General features: G+C 36.7%; 15 protein-coding genes and 1 pseudogene. 13 read left to right on the top strand and 3 right to left on the bottom strand.

Features of this window, described 5'->3' with window-relative positions; genetic code table 11:
- Nucleotides 1-14 precede the first annotated feature (14 nt).
- Nucleotides 15-878: a PfkB family carbohydrate kinase gene (locus AC3XNE_RS03285; protein WP_489832831.1), complete on the top strand. Its 864-nt coding sequence runs from the start codon at nucleotides 15-17 to the stop codon at nucleotides 876-878.
- A gap of 132 nt (nucleotides 879-1,010) precedes the next feature.
- Entirely contained in the window at nucleotides 1,011-2,597 is a 1,587-nt protein-coding gene (locus AC3XNE_RS03280; RefSeq protein ID WP_489833365.1) for a sigma 54-interacting transcriptional regulator, read from the top strand.
- On the opposite strand, the gene AC3XNE_RS03275 is transcribed toward AC3XNE_RS03280, so the two are convergent.
- On the bottom strand, nucleotides 2,553-3,446 hold the full coding sequence (locus AC3XNE_RS03275) for an IS982 family transposase (RefSeq protein ID WP_489831357.1): 894 nt from the start codon (nucleotides 3,444-3,446) through the stop codon (nucleotides 2,553-2,555). The genes AC3XNE_RS03280 and AC3XNE_RS03275 overlap by 45 nt on opposite strands.
- A 261-nt stretch (nucleotides 3,447-3,707) precedes the next feature.
- Between AC3XNE_RS03275 and AC3XNE_RS03270 the strand changes: the two genes are divergently transcribed.
- Nucleotides 3,708-4,766 carry a PRD domain-containing protein gene (locus AC3XNE_RS03270; protein ID WP_489832829.1) on the top strand — a complete coding sequence of 353 codons (1,059 nt, stop codon included), beginning with the start codon at nucleotides 3,708-3,710 and terminating at the stop codon, nucleotides 4,764-4,766.
- Nucleotides 4,767-4,934: 168 nt separating this feature from the next.
- Nucleotides 4,935-5,576, top strand: a complete 642-nt coding sequence (locus tag AC3XNE_RS03265) for an HAD family hydrolase (protein WP_489832827.1) — start codon at nucleotides 4,935-4,937, stop codon at nucleotides 5,574-5,576.
- A 239-nt stretch (nucleotides 5,577-5,815) separates the two neighbouring features.
- On the opposite strand, the gene AC3XNE_RS03260 is transcribed toward AC3XNE_RS03265, so the two are convergent.
- Entirely contained in the window at nucleotides 5,816-6,547 is a 732-nt protein-coding gene (locus AC3XNE_RS03260; RefSeq protein ID WP_489832825.1) for a GntR family transcriptional regulator, read from the bottom strand.
- 192 nt (nucleotides 6,548-6,739) lie between these two features.
- On the opposite strand from AC3XNE_RS03260, the gene AC3XNE_RS03255 reads away from it, so the two are divergent.
- The 9 genes and pseudogenes from AC3XNE_RS03255 to AC3XNE_RS03215 all read left to right on the top strand — a co-directional run bounded on the left by AC3XNE_RS03255 (nucleotide 6,740) and on the right by AC3XNE_RS03215 (nucleotide 14,562).
- Nucleotides 6,740-7,153 (top strand): PTS sugar transporter subunit IIA, encoded by a 414-nt coding sequence (locus AC3XNE_RS03255; protein ID WP_489832823.1) that lies wholly within the window; start codon nucleotides 6,740-6,742, stop codon nucleotides 7,151-7,153.
- On the top strand, nucleotides 7,146-7,634 hold the full coding sequence (locus AC3XNE_RS03250; RefSeq protein WP_489832821.1) for a PTS sugar transporter subunit IIB: 489 nt from the start codon (nucleotides 7,146-7,148) through the stop codon (nucleotides 7,632-7,634). The genes AC3XNE_RS03255 and AC3XNE_RS03250 overlap by 8 nt, the downstream gene beginning before the upstream one ends.
- Before the next feature lie 23 nt (nucleotides 7,635-7,657).
- Nucleotides 7,658-8,398, top strand: a complete 741-nt coding sequence (locus tag AC3XNE_RS03245; RefSeq protein WP_489832819.1) for a PTS mannose/fructose/sorbose/N-acetylgalactosamine transporter subunit IIC — start codon at nucleotides 7,658-7,660, stop codon at nucleotides 8,396-8,398.
- Nucleotides 8,398-9,222 (top strand): PTS system mannose/fructose/sorbose family transporter subunit IID, encoded by an 825-nt coding sequence (locus tag AC3XNE_RS03240; protein WP_489832817.1) that lies wholly within the window; start codon nucleotides 8,398-8,400, stop codon nucleotides 9,220-9,222. Before AC3XNE_RS03245 ends, AC3XNE_RS03240 begins: the two co-directional genes overlap by 1 nt.
- A 23-nt stretch (nucleotides 9,223-9,245) precedes the next feature.
- Nucleotides 9,246-9,875 (top strand): hypothetical protein, encoded by a 630-nt coding sequence (locus tag AC3XNE_RS03235; RefSeq protein WP_489832816.1) that lies wholly within the window; start codon nucleotides 9,246-9,248, stop codon nucleotides 9,873-9,875.
- Nucleotides 9,876-9,892: 17 nt separating this feature from the next.
- A complete protein-coding gene (locus AC3XNE_RS03230) occupies nucleotides 9,893-10,993 on the top strand; it encodes an SIS domain-containing protein (RefSeq protein ID WP_489832815.1) in 1,101 nt (366 codons plus the stop codon).
- A 246-nt stretch (nucleotides 10,994-11,239) separates the two neighbouring features.
- A complete protein-coding gene (locus AC3XNE_RS03225) occupies nucleotides 11,240-12,877 on the top strand; it encodes a mannitol dehydrogenase family protein (protein WP_489833364.1) in 1,638 nt (545 codons plus the stop codon).
- A gap of 125 nt (nucleotides 12,878-13,002) precedes the next feature.
- Nucleotides 13,003-13,200, top strand: a pseudogene (locus tag AC3XNE_RS03220) (SemiSWEET family transporter).
- A 15-nt stretch (nucleotides 13,201-13,215) separates the two neighbouring features.
- Complete coding sequence (locus AC3XNE_RS03215) at nucleotides 13,216-14,562, top strand: hypothetical protein (RefSeq protein WP_489832814.1); 1,347 nt, start codon at nucleotides 13,216-13,218, stop codon at nucleotides 14,560-14,562.
- 249 nt (nucleotides 14,563-14,811) lie between these two features.
- On the opposite strand, the gene AC3XNE_RS03210 is transcribed toward AC3XNE_RS03215, so the two are convergent.
- Nucleotides 14,812-15,534, bottom strand: a complete 723-nt coding sequence (locus tag AC3XNE_RS03210) for a GntR family transcriptional regulator (protein WP_489832813.1) — start codon at nucleotides 15,532-15,534, stop codon at nucleotides 14,812-14,814.
- Nucleotides 15,535-15,731 lie beyond the last annotated feature (197 nt).

The following is a 15,731-nucleotide window of genomic DNA, read 5'->3' as shown; positions in this document are numbered from 1 at the left end:
AGGTGATGTCTTGAATGCTAAAAGAGTATGTTGTTGGACTGGGAGATAACGTAGTCGATTATTATAATAATCAAAATGTAAAATTTCCTGGAGGGAACGCGGTTAATTTTTCGGCTTTTGTCCCCAAAACGATCGTTAACTCATTTTACGTTGGTAGTCTTGCGAGAGATGATGATGGGGATCTTATACTAGATAGTCTAAACCAAGAAGATGTTAACACACAGTTCTGTAATAGGATCGATGGTCAAACTGAAAAGACATTTGTCAATATCGTTAATGGTGATAGGCAATTTTTAGATAGTGTGCGGGGCCAGAGGGCGCTGCCATCTCTAGAGGACCCTAAATTATTAAAGTTGACCCGGGCAGCGTTGGTAGTTTATAGCTCATGCCATTCCAATTCAGAAAAAGCAATAGGCAAGTTACACGCAAACGGCTCAACGATAGCTTATGATTTTTCTGAAATGGGCAAATATCATACGAACGAGTATTTAGAAAACGTTGCTAAAAATGTTGATATTGCCCAGTTTTCACTTTCTGATTCACCTGTGGGAGATAAGGAAAGAATATTGAAGACGTGTACTAAGGCAGGAACAAAATTTGTTTTATTCACTAATGGCGGTGAGTCTCCAGAACTTTTCGACTGTAGGAATGAGCGAAAATTTGTCGGTCAAATAAATTATGATCCGCATCCTGTTGATACAATGGGAGCAGGTGATACGTTCTTTTCCAATCTTGTCGTTTTTATGCTCAGCAATGAAAAAGATGTGTTAGAAATTTCTGATCAAAAAATCAATGATGCTTTGTCTTTTGCTGCTAAAGCTGCATCACAGACTATTCGGCGTAGTGGATCGTATGGATATGGTAAAAAAATAAAATAATGTGAAAAATTTCCGACATGGTTATGCCGGGAATTTTTCGCATAGAAAATAAGGCTATGGATTATTTGTTATCTGTGATCACGTATGTGAACGTAAATTCACTCTCTGAATTAGGAGGTATTTCTATTGGAAGTGCAGAAATCTATAGAGGAATTCGTACGTAACGAAACAAAGAGGAAAAATTTAGATAACGTGGAAACTACTGCTGAAATCATATCGAAAAAGCTTGCGATAAAAAGGAATACTGCTAGTCATTATCTCAATAACTTTGTTAGAGATGGTTTTATGGTCAAAATTAATGCAAGGCCCGTTTTGTTTCTGGATAAGCAGGTATTGGAAGAGAGGTATCAAGCGACATTAAAGGGCGAATACTCCACGTTGAAAAAGTTGAAAGAACAAAAAAGCCGAAGTGACGTTTTTGACGAGATCATTGGAGCCAAAACTTCACTTTCCTCTGCAGTTAGACAGTTAAAATCAGCCGCTAATTATCCTGGCGTTGGCTTACCTGTTATTTTAACGGGGCATACTGGGACTGGAAAGAGCTTTTTAGCGCAAAAATATTTTGATTATTGCGTTGACATTGGAGCAGTGGGAAAGAGTGGACAGTTTGTCAAATTAAACTGTGCAGAATATGCAGATAATCCAGAAATTCTGTCCAGCATACTTTTTGGTTATAAAAAAGGTTCCTTTACAGGGGCGGCTACTAATGAAAGAGGTTTATTCGATGAAGCTGATGGAGGGGTGCTTTTTTTAGACGAAGTGCACCGACTGGATCCTAAAGGTCAAGAAAAACTTTTTAGTTATTTAGATGAACAAAAAATTAGCCCTTTGGGTGAAAATCACCGTAGCCATAAAGTAAATGTCCGCTTCATTTGTGCTACAACTGAGAACCTTGAAAATTCTTTTTTAAAGACCTTCTTGCGTAGAATACCGATACAAATTAGAATTCCTTCTTTATTTGAGCGTACAAGAGATGAAAGGAAGAAATTAGCTGTAACCTTTTATTTACAGGAAGCTAATAAGGTTAGCTCTAAGATTTCTGTTGGCTCTAATGTATTCGATTTCTTATTAAGTAAAAGTTACTCAAGTAATGTTGGTCAATTAAAAAATGCAATTACGATTTCTGTCGCTAATTCTTTAGCTCGCGGAAAAGCGAGGGGTCATGTGAAAATCAATTTGTCTGATTTACCAAATGAAATTTTAGAAATTTCAAATAGAGAAGAAATGCGTGTTGTTAAAACAGATTCTGATGCTCTGATAATTGATCCTGAATTAAAATTAAGTGATTTTTTTAAAGACGATGATTTGGTTTATGATAGTAATGTTGTCAAGTTTTTTAGAGATCTGGTGGATCACCAAAATTCAGTGAGTTCAAAAGGTGAGTTTATTGAATACAGTATCTCGAAAGTCCAGGATCTGAGTAACCAATTAATGTATGACAAGCAACAAGAAAATGAAGGCTTGCCACTTTCTTTTTTAAAAGAGATCTTTTCATTGGAGATCAGTAATTTGCAAGATCTTTATGGAATAAAGATCGAGGGAAATGCTGCTGCTGTTTTTGCCCACTATTTCTTTACAGTTCAGTCTGTAAAAATTGATGATCTTTTGTCTGATTATAATGATAACTTATACAAGATTTTAGACATGGTGCAAGATACTAATAAACGCGTGGTGCTAGTTCGTAATAATTCTATTTTCTGTAAAATCAAAAAAGCCTAAATTATAAATAAAGACGGTCAATTCAATTTTTAACCAAAAGCCTACCACTGACCGCGTGAGATTTTTTTCGATTCCATAATCTTCAACTAGGATCGAGAAACGGGATTCGATCGTGCGCCGGAGATCTTTCAAAGCCGGAACATTGTGCTGTTTGGCTCCTTTCATGTTTGAACGGTAAGGTGTCCAGAGCTCATAACCTAGCTCGCCAAAATCTTCTTGTAAGGGCTGTCCCACATAACCGACATCCGCTAAAACAAAGGGACACGGACAGCCTGCGATCAAAGTTGACGCCGCTTGGGTGTCATGTTTAGAGGCCTCGGTGACAGTGTAATTTAAGATATAACCGCTGAGCGAGGTCTCAAAATGAGTCTTAAACCCGTAAAAATACATGTCTTTGGTCGCATTGTAGCCTAGGTCAGCTATGCCGCGGAAAACCTTGGCCCGCTTATTTCTAACTTTTTGGCATAAAGGGTTAGGCAAACTATCAATGATCGCAAACTGTCCTGTTTGCGCATAGTCGCGAGTCAACCCCTGCCGCATGGCCATGACCACTGGGAGAAGACGTTGTGCTCGTCGGTTAAAACGGGAGCGCTCAATGTTCAATTGATGTGGGATGAAGGTCTGTGCCCAGGCAAAGAATTTACGCTGGGAGTGCATCTGTGTAATGACCTGTAAACACAGTAAGGCTAAGATCTGCACATCAGAAACACGAGACTTAGTGGTGTTACGGCGTTGCGAAATATAGCGCGGGCAGTATTTTTGATAAAGCTCAGCACAAAGAACTTTAAGTTGAGCTAAATTGACTTGTAAATTATGTCGTTTTTGTTTAAACTTTAAGTGGTCCAACAAGATCAGGTCTCCTTTGTTTAAGTCACTTAAGAGTCTAACCTTGTTGGGCTTTTTTTGTAAAATTTTGTACTAAATAGTTGAATGTTACGAACTAGCACCACGCGTACTAATAAGAGTCTGGTAACCATATTTAATTCCGTTGTATCAATCGCTTCACAAAAATTGAATTTAAACGTAGGTTTACAAGATAAAATTTTTATTTGGATGTATTTAAGAAATATTAATTTTGTAGGCAGTTTATATCCAATCAAATGCATTGTTATGGCACATGGCTTTTCCACAGCAAGCAGTATTGCTGACGCTGTGAATCAAATGTTAGGAGAAAAAGTTATCGAGGCCTTTGATATGCCTGTTGATATAGAACTTTCCCAAATAGCTAAACAGCTTACAGATTATATTGATACACATCAGGTTGAAACAGGATTACTACTTTTGGTTGATATGGGGTCGTTGGAAGACATTTTTAAATATGTTTACAATAACGTGGAGTTCCCGATCGGCATAATAAATAATGTATCTACACCGATGGCATTAAATGTGGGTGATATGATACGCAAGCAAAAAACTTTTCAAGAAATTGTCAAGAAAGGCAAAAAACAGGCCAACATTCAAAGCAAAGTCGTTTATCCTAAAGAAGCAAAAAAGAAATTGTTGATCACGTGTTGCTTAACAGGAATAGGTACAGCAAATAGGATCAAACATTTGTTAGAGGAAAGTATCCCACAAAGTGATGATTTGATTATTAGCTCTTATGAATATAGCCAAATAAAGGATGAACAGCAATTAGAGTTTCTAAAGAAAACATATGAGATCATAGGTGTTGTGGGTACTAAAGATCCTTCTTTAAAAGAAATACCATTTGTACCATTGGAAGGTTTAATAGCGGGCAAAAACATCGATAAATTGGGAAAAATGTTACAAACTGTTGTAAGTCATCCTGATATTCAAAAAACTAATGAAAATATTTTGCGGAATTTTTCTATTGAAAGAGTCTTGAACTCGTTAACTATTTTGGATGTTCAGACCGTGATGTATATGGTCGATAATTTCTTTCATGAATATGAGAGAAATACTGGGACATTTTTGACTAATCAAGAAAAGATGGCCTTATATGTGCACATTGGTTGTTTGATCGAAAGATTAATAAGAAACGACCCAATTAAAGTGTCGAACTTGAACCAAGAAAAGGATGTAGAGAATACTAAGAAATTTAAATCTATTGGAAAGTCTTTGGAAGAGATCGAGGATAAATATAGTGTTAAAATACCTGGGACCGAAATCAGTTATATATATGATATTATCGGGTCAAAATTTAAATAGAACATGAGACTCTAAATCTTTGGTCGTTATAAGAAAAGGGTGTCAGAATGAGTCTTTACTGAATGAACTTTGAAAGTGTTCAGCGGTTCCCTAGTATGGTAAGCTTAATAAGACAGTAGTCTAATAGTTTTGTGTAAATATATTAAAAATATGTAGGGGTGTGTAACGTTGAAAAAGGCATTTATTTTTGACATGGATGGAGTAATAGTTGATAGTGAACGGTTCTATCATCAACAGCGCATGGGTTTCCTAGAACTGATGGGTCTGGACCCATTTGTAAGTGATCCGCGCAAATATGTTGGCGCTTCCTTTATGGATGGTTGGAAAATGATGGTCCCAGATGAAAGTATGTGGGGAGATCTGCTGCCTAAGTATAAACAGTATTTTAAAACTCATAGAATTAATTACGCCGATTATGTTCATCCATATGTAGGACAGTTTCTAAATGATTTAAAAAATGAAGGTATGATCACTACAGTGGCTTCAGCAGGACCTAAGGATTCAATCGTTCAAATGATGGATCAATGTAATTTTGATAAATACTTTGATTCAATATTAAGTGGTGAGTCTGTTCAAAATAATAAACCTGCTCCAGATATTTATCTTAAAAGTGTGGAAAAAATTGGATTAGACCCCGCAGAGTGTGTAGCTTTAGAAGATAGTTCAATTGGTATTAATGCAGCTAAAAGTGCTGGTTTGGAAACGTGGGCTCTTAATTATCCTGATTATTCGAGTGATCAAAGTAAAGCAGACTATGTCTTTAATGGTTTCGGTGAGATTTGTAATTATTTTGAGAAAATGAATAAGTAAAAAATGTATCTCAACGAAAAGTTACTTGAAAGACTGTCTGATAAAAAGATAGGTAACTTTGAATTGAATAATATTTAACGTCAATGTGGTTTAACTTATTTTTATCTATATGGGATAAGTACAAGCACGTTTTACAGCTACTAAAAGCCATACTAAAGCAGAGGTGTAGCCTCTACTTTAGTATGGCTTTTTAATTTGCATCGAGAAACTATCGAGAAAACATAAGCTCTGTTATAGTTTTAAGAATATTCTGAAGACTCTGGACTGTTAAAACGATAGGTATAAAGTCTCGGGTTGTAATAAGAACCAAAGACTCCCAACTGTCGTCTTACGCTGTCCATGGTAATCGTATCTACGTTGGCGACTGTTTTCAGCAGGAAGTCATCTTCTAAGTCTAAAATTTTCTGCTGCTCTTTTGTTGCTTTTACGGCTTTAATTTCAACGAAATTTTGTATAACAGGTAATTTTAATCTTTTTAAATATGTGTATAGCGATGGGGATAACAGGTCGAGATTTAATTTCTTTACTAAAGAAGCATCTAGGTAATCATCGCTGATTGCCATGGGTTTCCCATCGCCAGTTCTCAGTCTTTTAAAATGATGTAGTTTGGTGATTTTTTCTCCTATTTGTGCAGAATTCTCAGGGTCGAGGTTTGCAACATCCAAAAGTTCATAAGAAAGTAGTGTAGCTCCGGGTATCATACCTTGACGTTGGATGATTGCAGTAAAGCTGATGTTGTCGTTTATCATTCTAACGGTATTTTTATTTTTTACAAATGTACCTCGACCTGAGATCCTGGTAACATAACCTTTTTTCTCGAGGTTGTTGAGTGCTTTATTGATCGTCATCCTACTATAACCAGAATCTTCGGTGATTTTTAATTCGGGGGGTAATTGCTCACCAACTTTAAAATCGCCTTTATTTATTGCATCGATAAAAAAGTTTTCTATTTCTTTGTATTTAGCTGTCATTATATTTTGCCCTTAATGTATATACTGTGACTTGTTATAGGTTGATTCCTTAAGATAAATCCTTTACACAGACCATTATATAGCCTGGAATATAAAAAAGCAAAATTATTCATTTGACAAATGTATATACAGTGATAGAATTGAAAACAATTTCAGATAAAACCATTAGAAAATTAAAAAGGAGGGAGAACAGTGAATCAATTTATTGTAGCTTCACATGATAAACTCGCGGAGGGATTTTATCGTTCCATTCTTTTTTTTAACTCATCTGTTACTAATGTTCATTTTATTAATGCTTATAGTGACGATGATAAGAATTTTGAAGATTCTTTTTTAAGCCAAGTTAATGGCTTAAAGGAGGACAATTTAGTTGTTTTTACTGATCTACCGGGTGGGAGTGTTAACCGTACTGTTTGTGAACATATGGAAGAGTTTGAATACAAGGTGGTTAGCGGTGTAAACCTTCCTTTGTTACTGGAGTTGGTTCTGAAACCCGAAGATATTACGGAACAAGATATACGTGAAGCACTTGATGAGTCGCGTAATCAGTTGGTATACATGAATGATATGTTTAGATCCTTGAAAGAAGATGATCTTGATGATTAGTTTAGTTAGGGCAGATGATAGGTTAGTTCATGGATTAGTTGCTGTATCTTGGACTAATGAGATTCAACCGAGCATTTTGTTGGTCGCAAACGATAAGGCAGCAAACGATTCAATGATGCAAATGACGATGAAGATGGCTAAACCAGCAGGAGTGACTATGGCTGTAAAGACTTTAGAAGATGCTATCAAAATATTAAATAATCCTAAATATAGTTCTCGAAAAATCTTTCTTGTTACTGAAAATGTTAAAGATATCTATAAAATCAGTGAATCTGTTGAAGGGTTAGATAACGTCAACGTAGGAACAGCTGGTATTAATTATAAGGATGGCGCGACTGCAGTTTTACCACAAGTTAAAATGACGAGTGAAGAATTTGAATACGCAAAAAAATTAGATAATAAAGGTGCTGAGGTTTTTGCGCAAGTTTCGCCCACGCAGGAAAAGGTTAATTTTAGCGGCATAGTAAAAGCCTTTAGTTAAGTAAATAAAAGGATGTGTAGCGAATGTGGCAAGCTTTCTTAGTTTCATTAGTAGGTTCTTTAGTTTATATGGAAAGTCGTCTTGGGGGCCAACATATGTTGGACCGGCCAATCATTGTTGCGCCGTTGATTGGATTAATAATGGGCGACTTTCAGACAGGATTGTACTTAGGTGGGCAGCTTGAGTTGGTTTGGATGGGTTTAGTAGGTATTGGGACAACGACTCCTCCAGATGTCGTTGTAGGATCAGCTTTAGCAACTGCTTTAGCTATTAGAACAGGAGCTAATTGGCAGACGACTTTAACTTTAGCGATCCCGATCGCCTTAGTAGCTCAGATAGTTGCAATTGCCGCTGGTAGTTTTAACGCAATATTTGCACACTATGCTGATAATCAAATAAGTAAAGGTAACTGGAAGGGAGTAGCAATTGGACAATGGGGTGGCTCAGCAATCATGTTTTTGTCTAAGTTTGTACCGATCATGGTTGGTTTTTTGGTTGGGGCGCCCGCAATCAGAGTTTTTGTTAAGGCTATCCCAAAGGTAATCCAAGATGGGTTAGAACAGTCCGGAAACTTATTACCCGCTCTAGGAATTGCAATGTTGATGCAATTAACCTACGATACCAAATACTCCCCATTTTTATTCTTAGGTTTTTCCTTGGTGGCTTTCTTGAAAGTGCCAATGATCGGAGCTGCAATGTTTGGTTTTATCATAGCTTTTGCTTATTATCAGTTTAAACCCCAAGAACAAGAGGAGGTTTTATAATGGATAGTACAGATACAAAAGACAAAAAGTTAACAAAAAAAGATTTACGTAAAGTTATGTGGCGCCATTATGGTTTACTCGGTGCGTTTAATTATGAACGGCAGATGTCATTAGGATATGCTTGGGCGATGACCCCAGTTATCAAAAGACTGTATGGCGATAATTCTGAAGAAATGAAAAAAGGCTACCGAAGACATCTTGAATTCTTTAACTGTTCAACATCAACGGCTCCTCTGGTTCTTGGAACTACATGCGCAATGGAGCAGGAAAATGCCAATAATCCTGATTTTGATGCATCGTCTATTAGTGCGATCAAAACTGCATTAATGGGCCCATTAGCGGGAATTGGAGACTCACTCTTCTGGGGAACATTACGCGTTATTGGTGTTGGTATTGCGGCACCTTTAGCCATTAAAGGCAGCGTTTTAGGCCCTATTCTGTACTTTTTGATCAATGTTGTACCGAGTGAGCTTTTGCGTTGGTTTGGGTTCAGAGTAACTTATAAAGGTGGTAGTAGTTTTTTAGCCAAGATCACTGCTGACGGTACTTTACAAAAGCTAACAGAAGCTGGAAAAATTTTAGGACTAGTTGTGATTGGGGCAATGATCTCATCGATGGTTATTATTAAAGTTCCAATGGTAATTCACTTAAGTGGAACAAAAGTTGGTATTCAAAAGACGTTGGATTCTTTGATGCCTAATCTTTTGCCGCTATTATTAACCTTTGGGTGTTATTGGCTACTTAAGAAAAAAGTAAACGGTACTTTGATTTTGTTAGGTTTGATCGTTCTTGGTATATTGGCCGTTTGGGCAGGTTTGTTGTAATTATTATTAAGTAGGTGAACTTTTTGAAAATATTAATGATGGTCTTGTTAGTTGCTGGTATTATCATTGCCCCATTATCTCATAAATATCTTAAGGACAAAATGATGAATAAACTGTTTAGGTTTGAAGTTAACAATGAGACTGAAGAATTTACAGGATTACTCAATTCATCTCTGGGGCAATTGCTGTTTTCAAAATTAGCTAGAGCTACTTTATTATTGGAGTATCACTTAAATTTCAACAATTACGAAGAAATTAAAAATACTACTGAACAACTTGTAACTCTTGGTGTCAAGAAACAAGATGTGTTCGTAGAATTAATGAAGGTTTATGTATACTTTTTAGATAATAATTATTTAGATGACGCTGTTAAATTAGAGAAGTACATGTATAGAGTGTTAGATCCCGAAAGAAATGTTGAGTTTATAGGGGATATTCGTTTGCTACATGGGATATATATAGAAAATGATCCCTCTTTAGTGGCGTTCCTTCAAGGACAATTAAGGGAGGCTGAAAACTTTCAGGCTAAGGCGGTAATTATGTATAGGCTATCTAAACTTAACGATTTATTAGGCAACAAGTCTGAGGCCAAGCACTGGCTGGAAGAGTTAAAAAAGGTAACAAAAGGTAACATTGAAACACAAAGTATATAATTTTTGGAGGGTGTAAAATGGGAAAACTAACAATGATGGGCCATATTGAAGATACATCGAGGGTTTTACAACGCGCATATGACGAGAGAAGTGACTATGGTCAAGACTTTATCAACTTACTAACAAACGGTGATTTTAAAAAAATCTACTTTACTGGCTCAGGAACTTCATACAATGCTATGCGAGTGATCAGAAATACCTTTGTTAAGCTTCTAGGAGTAGAAGGCTCTGCAATTGAACCAACAGTATTTACTAACTCAGAAAGTATTAATCCCAGTAGCGTTTTTAAAAATGATCAGATTTTGGTGATCGGTCTCTCACAGCATGGGGATAGTTCATCAACGTGTGAAGCTTTGCAGCGTGCAAATAAAGATGGTTTTATGACAGTGGGGATTTCTGAAGAACAAAATTCAGCTATCACGGAGATCGCAGATCATTACGTCCATTTAGTATGTGAAGAAGAACAGATCGGGCCCGAAACACGTGGCTATACTGAAACCATTTTACAGTTTTATGTTTTAGCAGTTGAAATTGCAAAAAACAAAGGCCTTATTGGCCAGCAGAAATACCAAAAGCTTAACGATGATGCACAAAAACTGATCGATGGCTTTGACACGGTAGTCAAAGAAAGTGTTGCTTGGTATGAAAAACAAAAAGATAGTTTAGTTAAAATGAGCAAGTCTTCTATTGCAGGTTTTGGTTATAATTATCCGACTGCTCAAGAAGCTCGTTTGAAATTTTTCGAGACTTTCGGAAGACCAAGTTCAGCCTATGAACAAGAAGAGCAACTGCATGGCCCGCTCCGTGCTTATGATAAAGATAACTTTATCTTTTTGATTGGTGGTAATGTTGGACCTGAATTTGATAGGATGAAAGACATAGCTGCTTATTACAGACGTGCATATACTGAGCATACGTATGTTATTTCTGGCGAAGATTTCGATGTAACTGGCAACGATTTGAAGTTTTCAGTAACAACTACTCCTATTTTATCGCCTATTTTCTACGTTGTGCCTTTCCAAGTCCTTTCAGCTCGTTTGTCAGAAGCTGTGGGTATCGATACTAGCGTCAGCCCAGTAACAGACAACTCTATCTCTGGCCATATGAATAAATCGTAAAATACAACAACCTTTTCGATTTAAGGTGTTTATAATAAAATTTAAGGAGATTTGGAAAGTAATTTCTAGATCTTCTTTTTTATTGATATAAAGTGTTGGATTAAACAGTCTGTATTTTGAATATTAAAATTTACTTTGATAATGATAGAACTGAAAATTAATGCTATTGTGTTCGTGAAGACTTAGTTCAGTAATTAACATGAACATTCAGTGTTTTTACTTTTATAATTATGAGGTGAAATAGTGATGGTTAGATTAACAGATGATTATCAGAATAATACAAGTATTTTCCAAAAAAATGGTATTCGCGTACCCCAGTATGATCAAGAGAGTGTGAAAGCTAATGCACTAGCAGAGCCAACTTGGGTTCACTTTGGTGGAGGAAATCTTTTCCGCTGTTTTCATGCTAAGATTGCACAGGATTTGTTAAATGAAGGTCAATTAAATAGTGGGGTCATTGTTGCGGAAACATTTGATGAAGACGTAATAGACCAAGTATACCGTCCGTATAATACCCGCATGCTTAGTGTGGTGCTAAAAGAAAATGGGACGTTTGAAAAAGAATTAATTGCCAGCGTGACAGAGGCCTTGTATTTAGGTCAGAAAAATAACGGTGAAAGGGAAAAACTTGCTGAAATTTTTACTAAGCCAACTTTGCAGCTGGTAACTTTTTCGATCACAGAAAAAGGATATTCCTTAACAGATGTGGATGGGAATTTAACACAAACGGCAAAGGAAGATATCCAAAAGGGTCCGCAGGATCCAGTAACTACTATGGGACTTGTAGCTAGTTTGCTTTATAGGAGGTTCCAAGCTGGCAAATTACCAATTGCAATGGTCAGCACAGATAATTTTTCTAAAAACGGTTTAAAACTAAAGGCGGAAGTTTTACGTATAGCGGAAGGTTGGCAAAAAAACGGTATAGTTGAGCCCTCTTTTGTAGAATATTTACAAAATGCTAGTAAAGTTTCATTTCCCTGCAGTATGATCGACCGTATTACTCCCAGTCCAGCGGAAGATGTTGCTGCTAAACTTGCTAGAGAGGGCTTTACTGATACCCAGATCACGAAAACATCTAAAAGTACGTTTATTGCTCCATTTGTTAATACAGAAGAGGCACATTATTTGGTGATCGAGGATAGTTTTCCAAATGGCAGACCTGCGCTCGAAAAAGCCGGTGTTATTTTAACTGATTTTAATACAGTTAATGATGCAGATCAGATGAAGGTTACAGCTTGTTTGAATCCATTACACACAGCATTAGCTATTTATGGTTGCCTGTTAGGTTTTACTTCGATTGCAGATGAAATGAAAGATCCTGATTTAGTTGGACTGATCAAGAACCTTGGCTATGGAGAAGATCTACCGGTAGTTAAAGACCCCGGAATTATTGATCCGGAAAGTTTTATTGCTGAGCTGATCAACAAACGTTTACCGAACAAAAACATCCCAGATACACCATACCGCATTGCGACAGATACTTCGCAAATGATCGCGATCCGTTATGGGGTAACATTACAACACTATGTTGATGATCCTGCTCGTGATCCGAAGACTCTGGAATTTATTCCTTTGATTTTAGCTGGCTGGTGTCGTTATTTGATGGGGGTCGATGATGAAGGGGCTGCTTTTGAACAAAGTCCCGATCCATTACTTGGAACTATGAAAGAGTATGTGGCCCAAGTTACGCTGGATGGTCAAAACTTTGACGTACATGAGACATTATCCCCGATCTTAAGTAATCAGAGTATTTTTGGTAATGATCTATATAAGATCGGTCTTGGTGAAAAAGTTGAAGGTTATTTTAAGAAATTGATCAGCAGTAAAGGAGCGGTGCGGCAAACTTTGCATGATACAGTGGTAAACAAGGGGTACGCTGTATAAGTTTTGTTTTAATGTTTTTGTAGCTGAGATAGCTACTAAAATTATTGTATTAAAGGAGTCTTATTTTGAAGTTTGAAAAAGTAATTACTACACTTGGTTGGATCGCATCGATAACTGCGATATTGATGTATGTTTCTTACATCCCACAATTATGAATAATTTAAGGTGTTAAGGGAAGTCCTATTCAGCCTCTTGTTACTGCTTTTAATACTCTTTTGTGGGTAATATACGCTCTTTGTAAAGAAGATAGGGATATACCCTTAACTCTATGTAATGGGTTTGGTGTTGTATTCGGACTAGTTACTTTCTTTACGGCATTGTAGAAAGGGAGTTTTTCCATGAAGTCTGTTAAAATTATTGATCCATCAAAGAAAATAAAGATAAATGTTCCTGTATTTTTTAAACCAGATACAGCGATCTCTGGAAACCTGTGGTTGGCTCATGATCAAAATGATAATGATGTTATTTGCCAACGTTTAAATAGCCCTGAGGACGATAAATTTATTGCTTTTGTTTCATTTGAAAAAGGAGATGTGATTCTAACTTTTGATCATGAAGTAAAGCGAGAAGATGTTGAGGGGATCGAAGTGGTTCCGAACGCGAAAGAAGAAGATTGTTACGTCCATCTAAATACGGGTGTTTTTGATTTAGAATTATGCAGAGGAAAGGCTCAAGGTGAGGGTTCTTCTAAATGGGGATTACGGCATTTTAAGTCAACAGAAGAAGACAAGGATCTTCTTCCATCAGGAAACAATGCTATGGGTGGTTTTTATGGACCTTTCTTTACCCCAGATAATGGCTTGATCAACCCTGCAGAACATCTAATAGTGGACATTAGAACATTAGAAGATGGACCGGTCTTAAAGAAATATCGTTTATCGGGTAGGATCCCGGATGGAATTAAGCCTGAATTATATGGCAAACGTTTTAGTCTTGATTGGTCGTTTTATTATAAAGCTCCTTTCTTTTCGAGGACCTACAACGTGGATCATTTTAAAACAACAGTTAATCAACGGTCTATTACTGATAAGATCACTGTTGGAGATGAGTTTGAAAGTGGTATTGGGCACCAAGTGTTTAATCGTTATGCAACTACGTCAGGTGTCTGGTATCGTGAGGGCGATCCATATGCAGATGATTTGTCAGATAAGGTTCAGGAGCTGATCCATGATGGGGTCTCACGTGGTAAGCGCTTTGATCAGTTTAAGTCTCTACTAACAGGAGACATGGCATCTGCACACTGGGATCTGTATTGGCGTTTGTTTTCGGTGTGGGAAAATGCGTTAGAACGAGAAGAGGACTTAGACAATTTATCTGATATACGCGCAAGAGCCTTTGTTGAAGCTGAAGCTAATGACCGTCCCTGGAAGTATTCAGAGAAGCCGGTAGATGTAAGTCAAGTTCCAGATCAAACTATCTTTGCCGGTCCAGCAACTAAGTCCGCAGAAATTAATACTGATACTCATCAGGCTATGGTTTGGCAAACAGAAAATGCTGCCGGAGCGTTCCAGATAGTTCAACGACCAGACTCTGGTTGGCAGAATTGGGGCACTAACGGTGAAAATGAATGCCCTGCACTGCCAACTAACACTTTGATCCATACAGCTTACGGGCCATATGAGGATAATTGGAAAGATGTAGCTGAGAGCTTAGAGGCTATTCAGCAAATCAAAATACATCAGTAAAGTTTTTAGTATTATTTCTGAGATTTCTTTTGGGTCTTTAACAAGTGGTGAGAATGAAAGAAATTGCTAAATAACAAGACTCTCGAATGAAAAAGCGACTTTTCCCAGAATCTTTTGATCACTTTAATATTAATAGCGTTGTTAAAAAGCACACACCTTTTTTGGTATAAAATTAACCTCCCGAGCAATATGATACTAAAGCTTAGGAGGTTAATTTTATGTCAAAAAACTCTTTATCGAAGTAAGTTTTTAAATTGAAAAAGAGTACTCGACCCTGTCACATCTGACGATCGATTTAGAAAAATGAATGATGTTATTCTCTTTTGAAAGACCTGTTTTGTTAACTACAAATAAAGGATCACCAACCGTGCATTTAAGTTGCTCTGCCAGTTTAAGATCTGCAACTATACCGTTTATTTTAAGATTTGATTTTTTTACCTTTACTCCATAATTATTTTCCAAAGTTTTGTATAAATCATTATCTGCTAACATTTTTTCAAGTATCCCAGGAAAGTCTTTGGATGAGATATAGATGTTATCTATTCCGATAGGTGTTTGTCCTTCACTGATCAAGCGTTGAATGTAAACGACTGGCTTATTGTACTTATCAGTGAGTTCATCCGGAAGCTGTTCCTCACTGCTTATAGTTTTTGTTTGTAGAAATTCATTTGTAAGTTGGTGCCCTTTGGAAGAGAAAAAACCAGAAAAACCGATCGGATTTTTCCCGATCTCCATAACTTCTTTTCTATAACAAACAAAGGTGCCCTTTCCACGGATCTTCTTTATTAGTCCCTGTTTTTCTAACAGTTCTACTGCCTTTCTAACAGTTATCTTACTTACAGAAAAGATCTCACATAGTTTATTCTCTGTGGGCAGATTATTACCAGCCGCATATTTCCCAGAGTAGATATCACTCCGAATAGAAGTTGCAATTTGAATGTATAACGGCTTGTTTGCTTGTAAAGTAGTCATCTCGCTACGTCCTTTCAAAGTGATATAGTTTCATCGAAAAAGCCCATTATTTTACGGTGTTGTTTTCCGTTAAAATAGTGAGCTTTCATAAAATTAACTGATTTTACTAAATTAAAGGATACCTAGAGCTCCAATAATTAGTCCAAAAACAATTATACCTGTTTAGTAAAACATTCGTGTTCACTTTTTTCCTTATA

It is taken from the genome of Ligilactobacillus sp. JN-6 (Y).1 (assembly GCF_058111525.1).
The sequence above is the reverse complement of the archived record's forward strand: the minus strand, read 5'-3'. Positions and strand labels throughout refer to the sequence as shown.

What these genes read in the sequence shown, in the direction of transcription:
- AC3XNE_RS03250 (WP_489832821.1), top strand. Translation starts at nt 7,146, where the DNA reads ATGATTAGTTTAGTTAGGGCAGATGATAGGTTAGTTCATGGATTAGTT.
- AC3XNE_RS03230 (WP_489832815.1), top strand. Translation starts at nt 9,893, where the DNA reads ATGGGAAAACTAACAATGATGGGCCATATTGAAGATACATCGAGGGTT.
- AC3XNE_RS03210 (WP_489832813.1), bottom strand. Translation starts at nt 15,534, where the DNA reads ATGACTACTTTACAAGCAAACAAGCCGTTATACATTCAAATTGCAACT.
- AC3XNE_RS03240 (WP_489832817.1), top strand. Translation starts at nt 8,398, where the DNA reads ATGGATAGTACAGATACAAAAGACAAAAAGTTAACAAAAAAAGATTTA.
- AC3XNE_RS03260 (WP_489832825.1), bottom strand. Translation starts at nt 6,547, where the DNA reads ATGACAGCTAAATACAAAGAAATAGAAAACTTTTTTATCGATGCAATA.
- AC3XNE_RS03270 (WP_489832829.1), top strand. Translation starts at nt 3,708, where the DNA reads ATGGCACATGGCTTTTCCACAGCAAGCAGTATTGCTGACGCTGTGAAT.
- AC3XNE_RS03215 (WP_489832814.1), top strand. Translation starts at nt 13,216, where the DNA reads ATGAAGTCTGTTAAAATTATTGATCCATCAAAGAAAATAAAGATAAAT.
- AC3XNE_RS03245 (WP_489832819.1), top strand. Translation starts at nt 7,658, where the DNA reads ATGTGGCAAGCTTTCTTAGTTTCATTAGTAGGTTCTTTAGTTTATATG.
- AC3XNE_RS03225 (WP_489833364.1), top strand. Translation starts at nt 11,240, where the DNA reads ATGGTTAGATTAACAGATGATTATCAGAATAATACAAGTATTTTCCAA.
- AC3XNE_RS03285 (WP_489832831.1), top strand. Translation starts at nt 15, where the DNA reads ATGCTAAAAGAGTATGTTGTTGGACTGGGAGATAACGTAGTCGATTAT.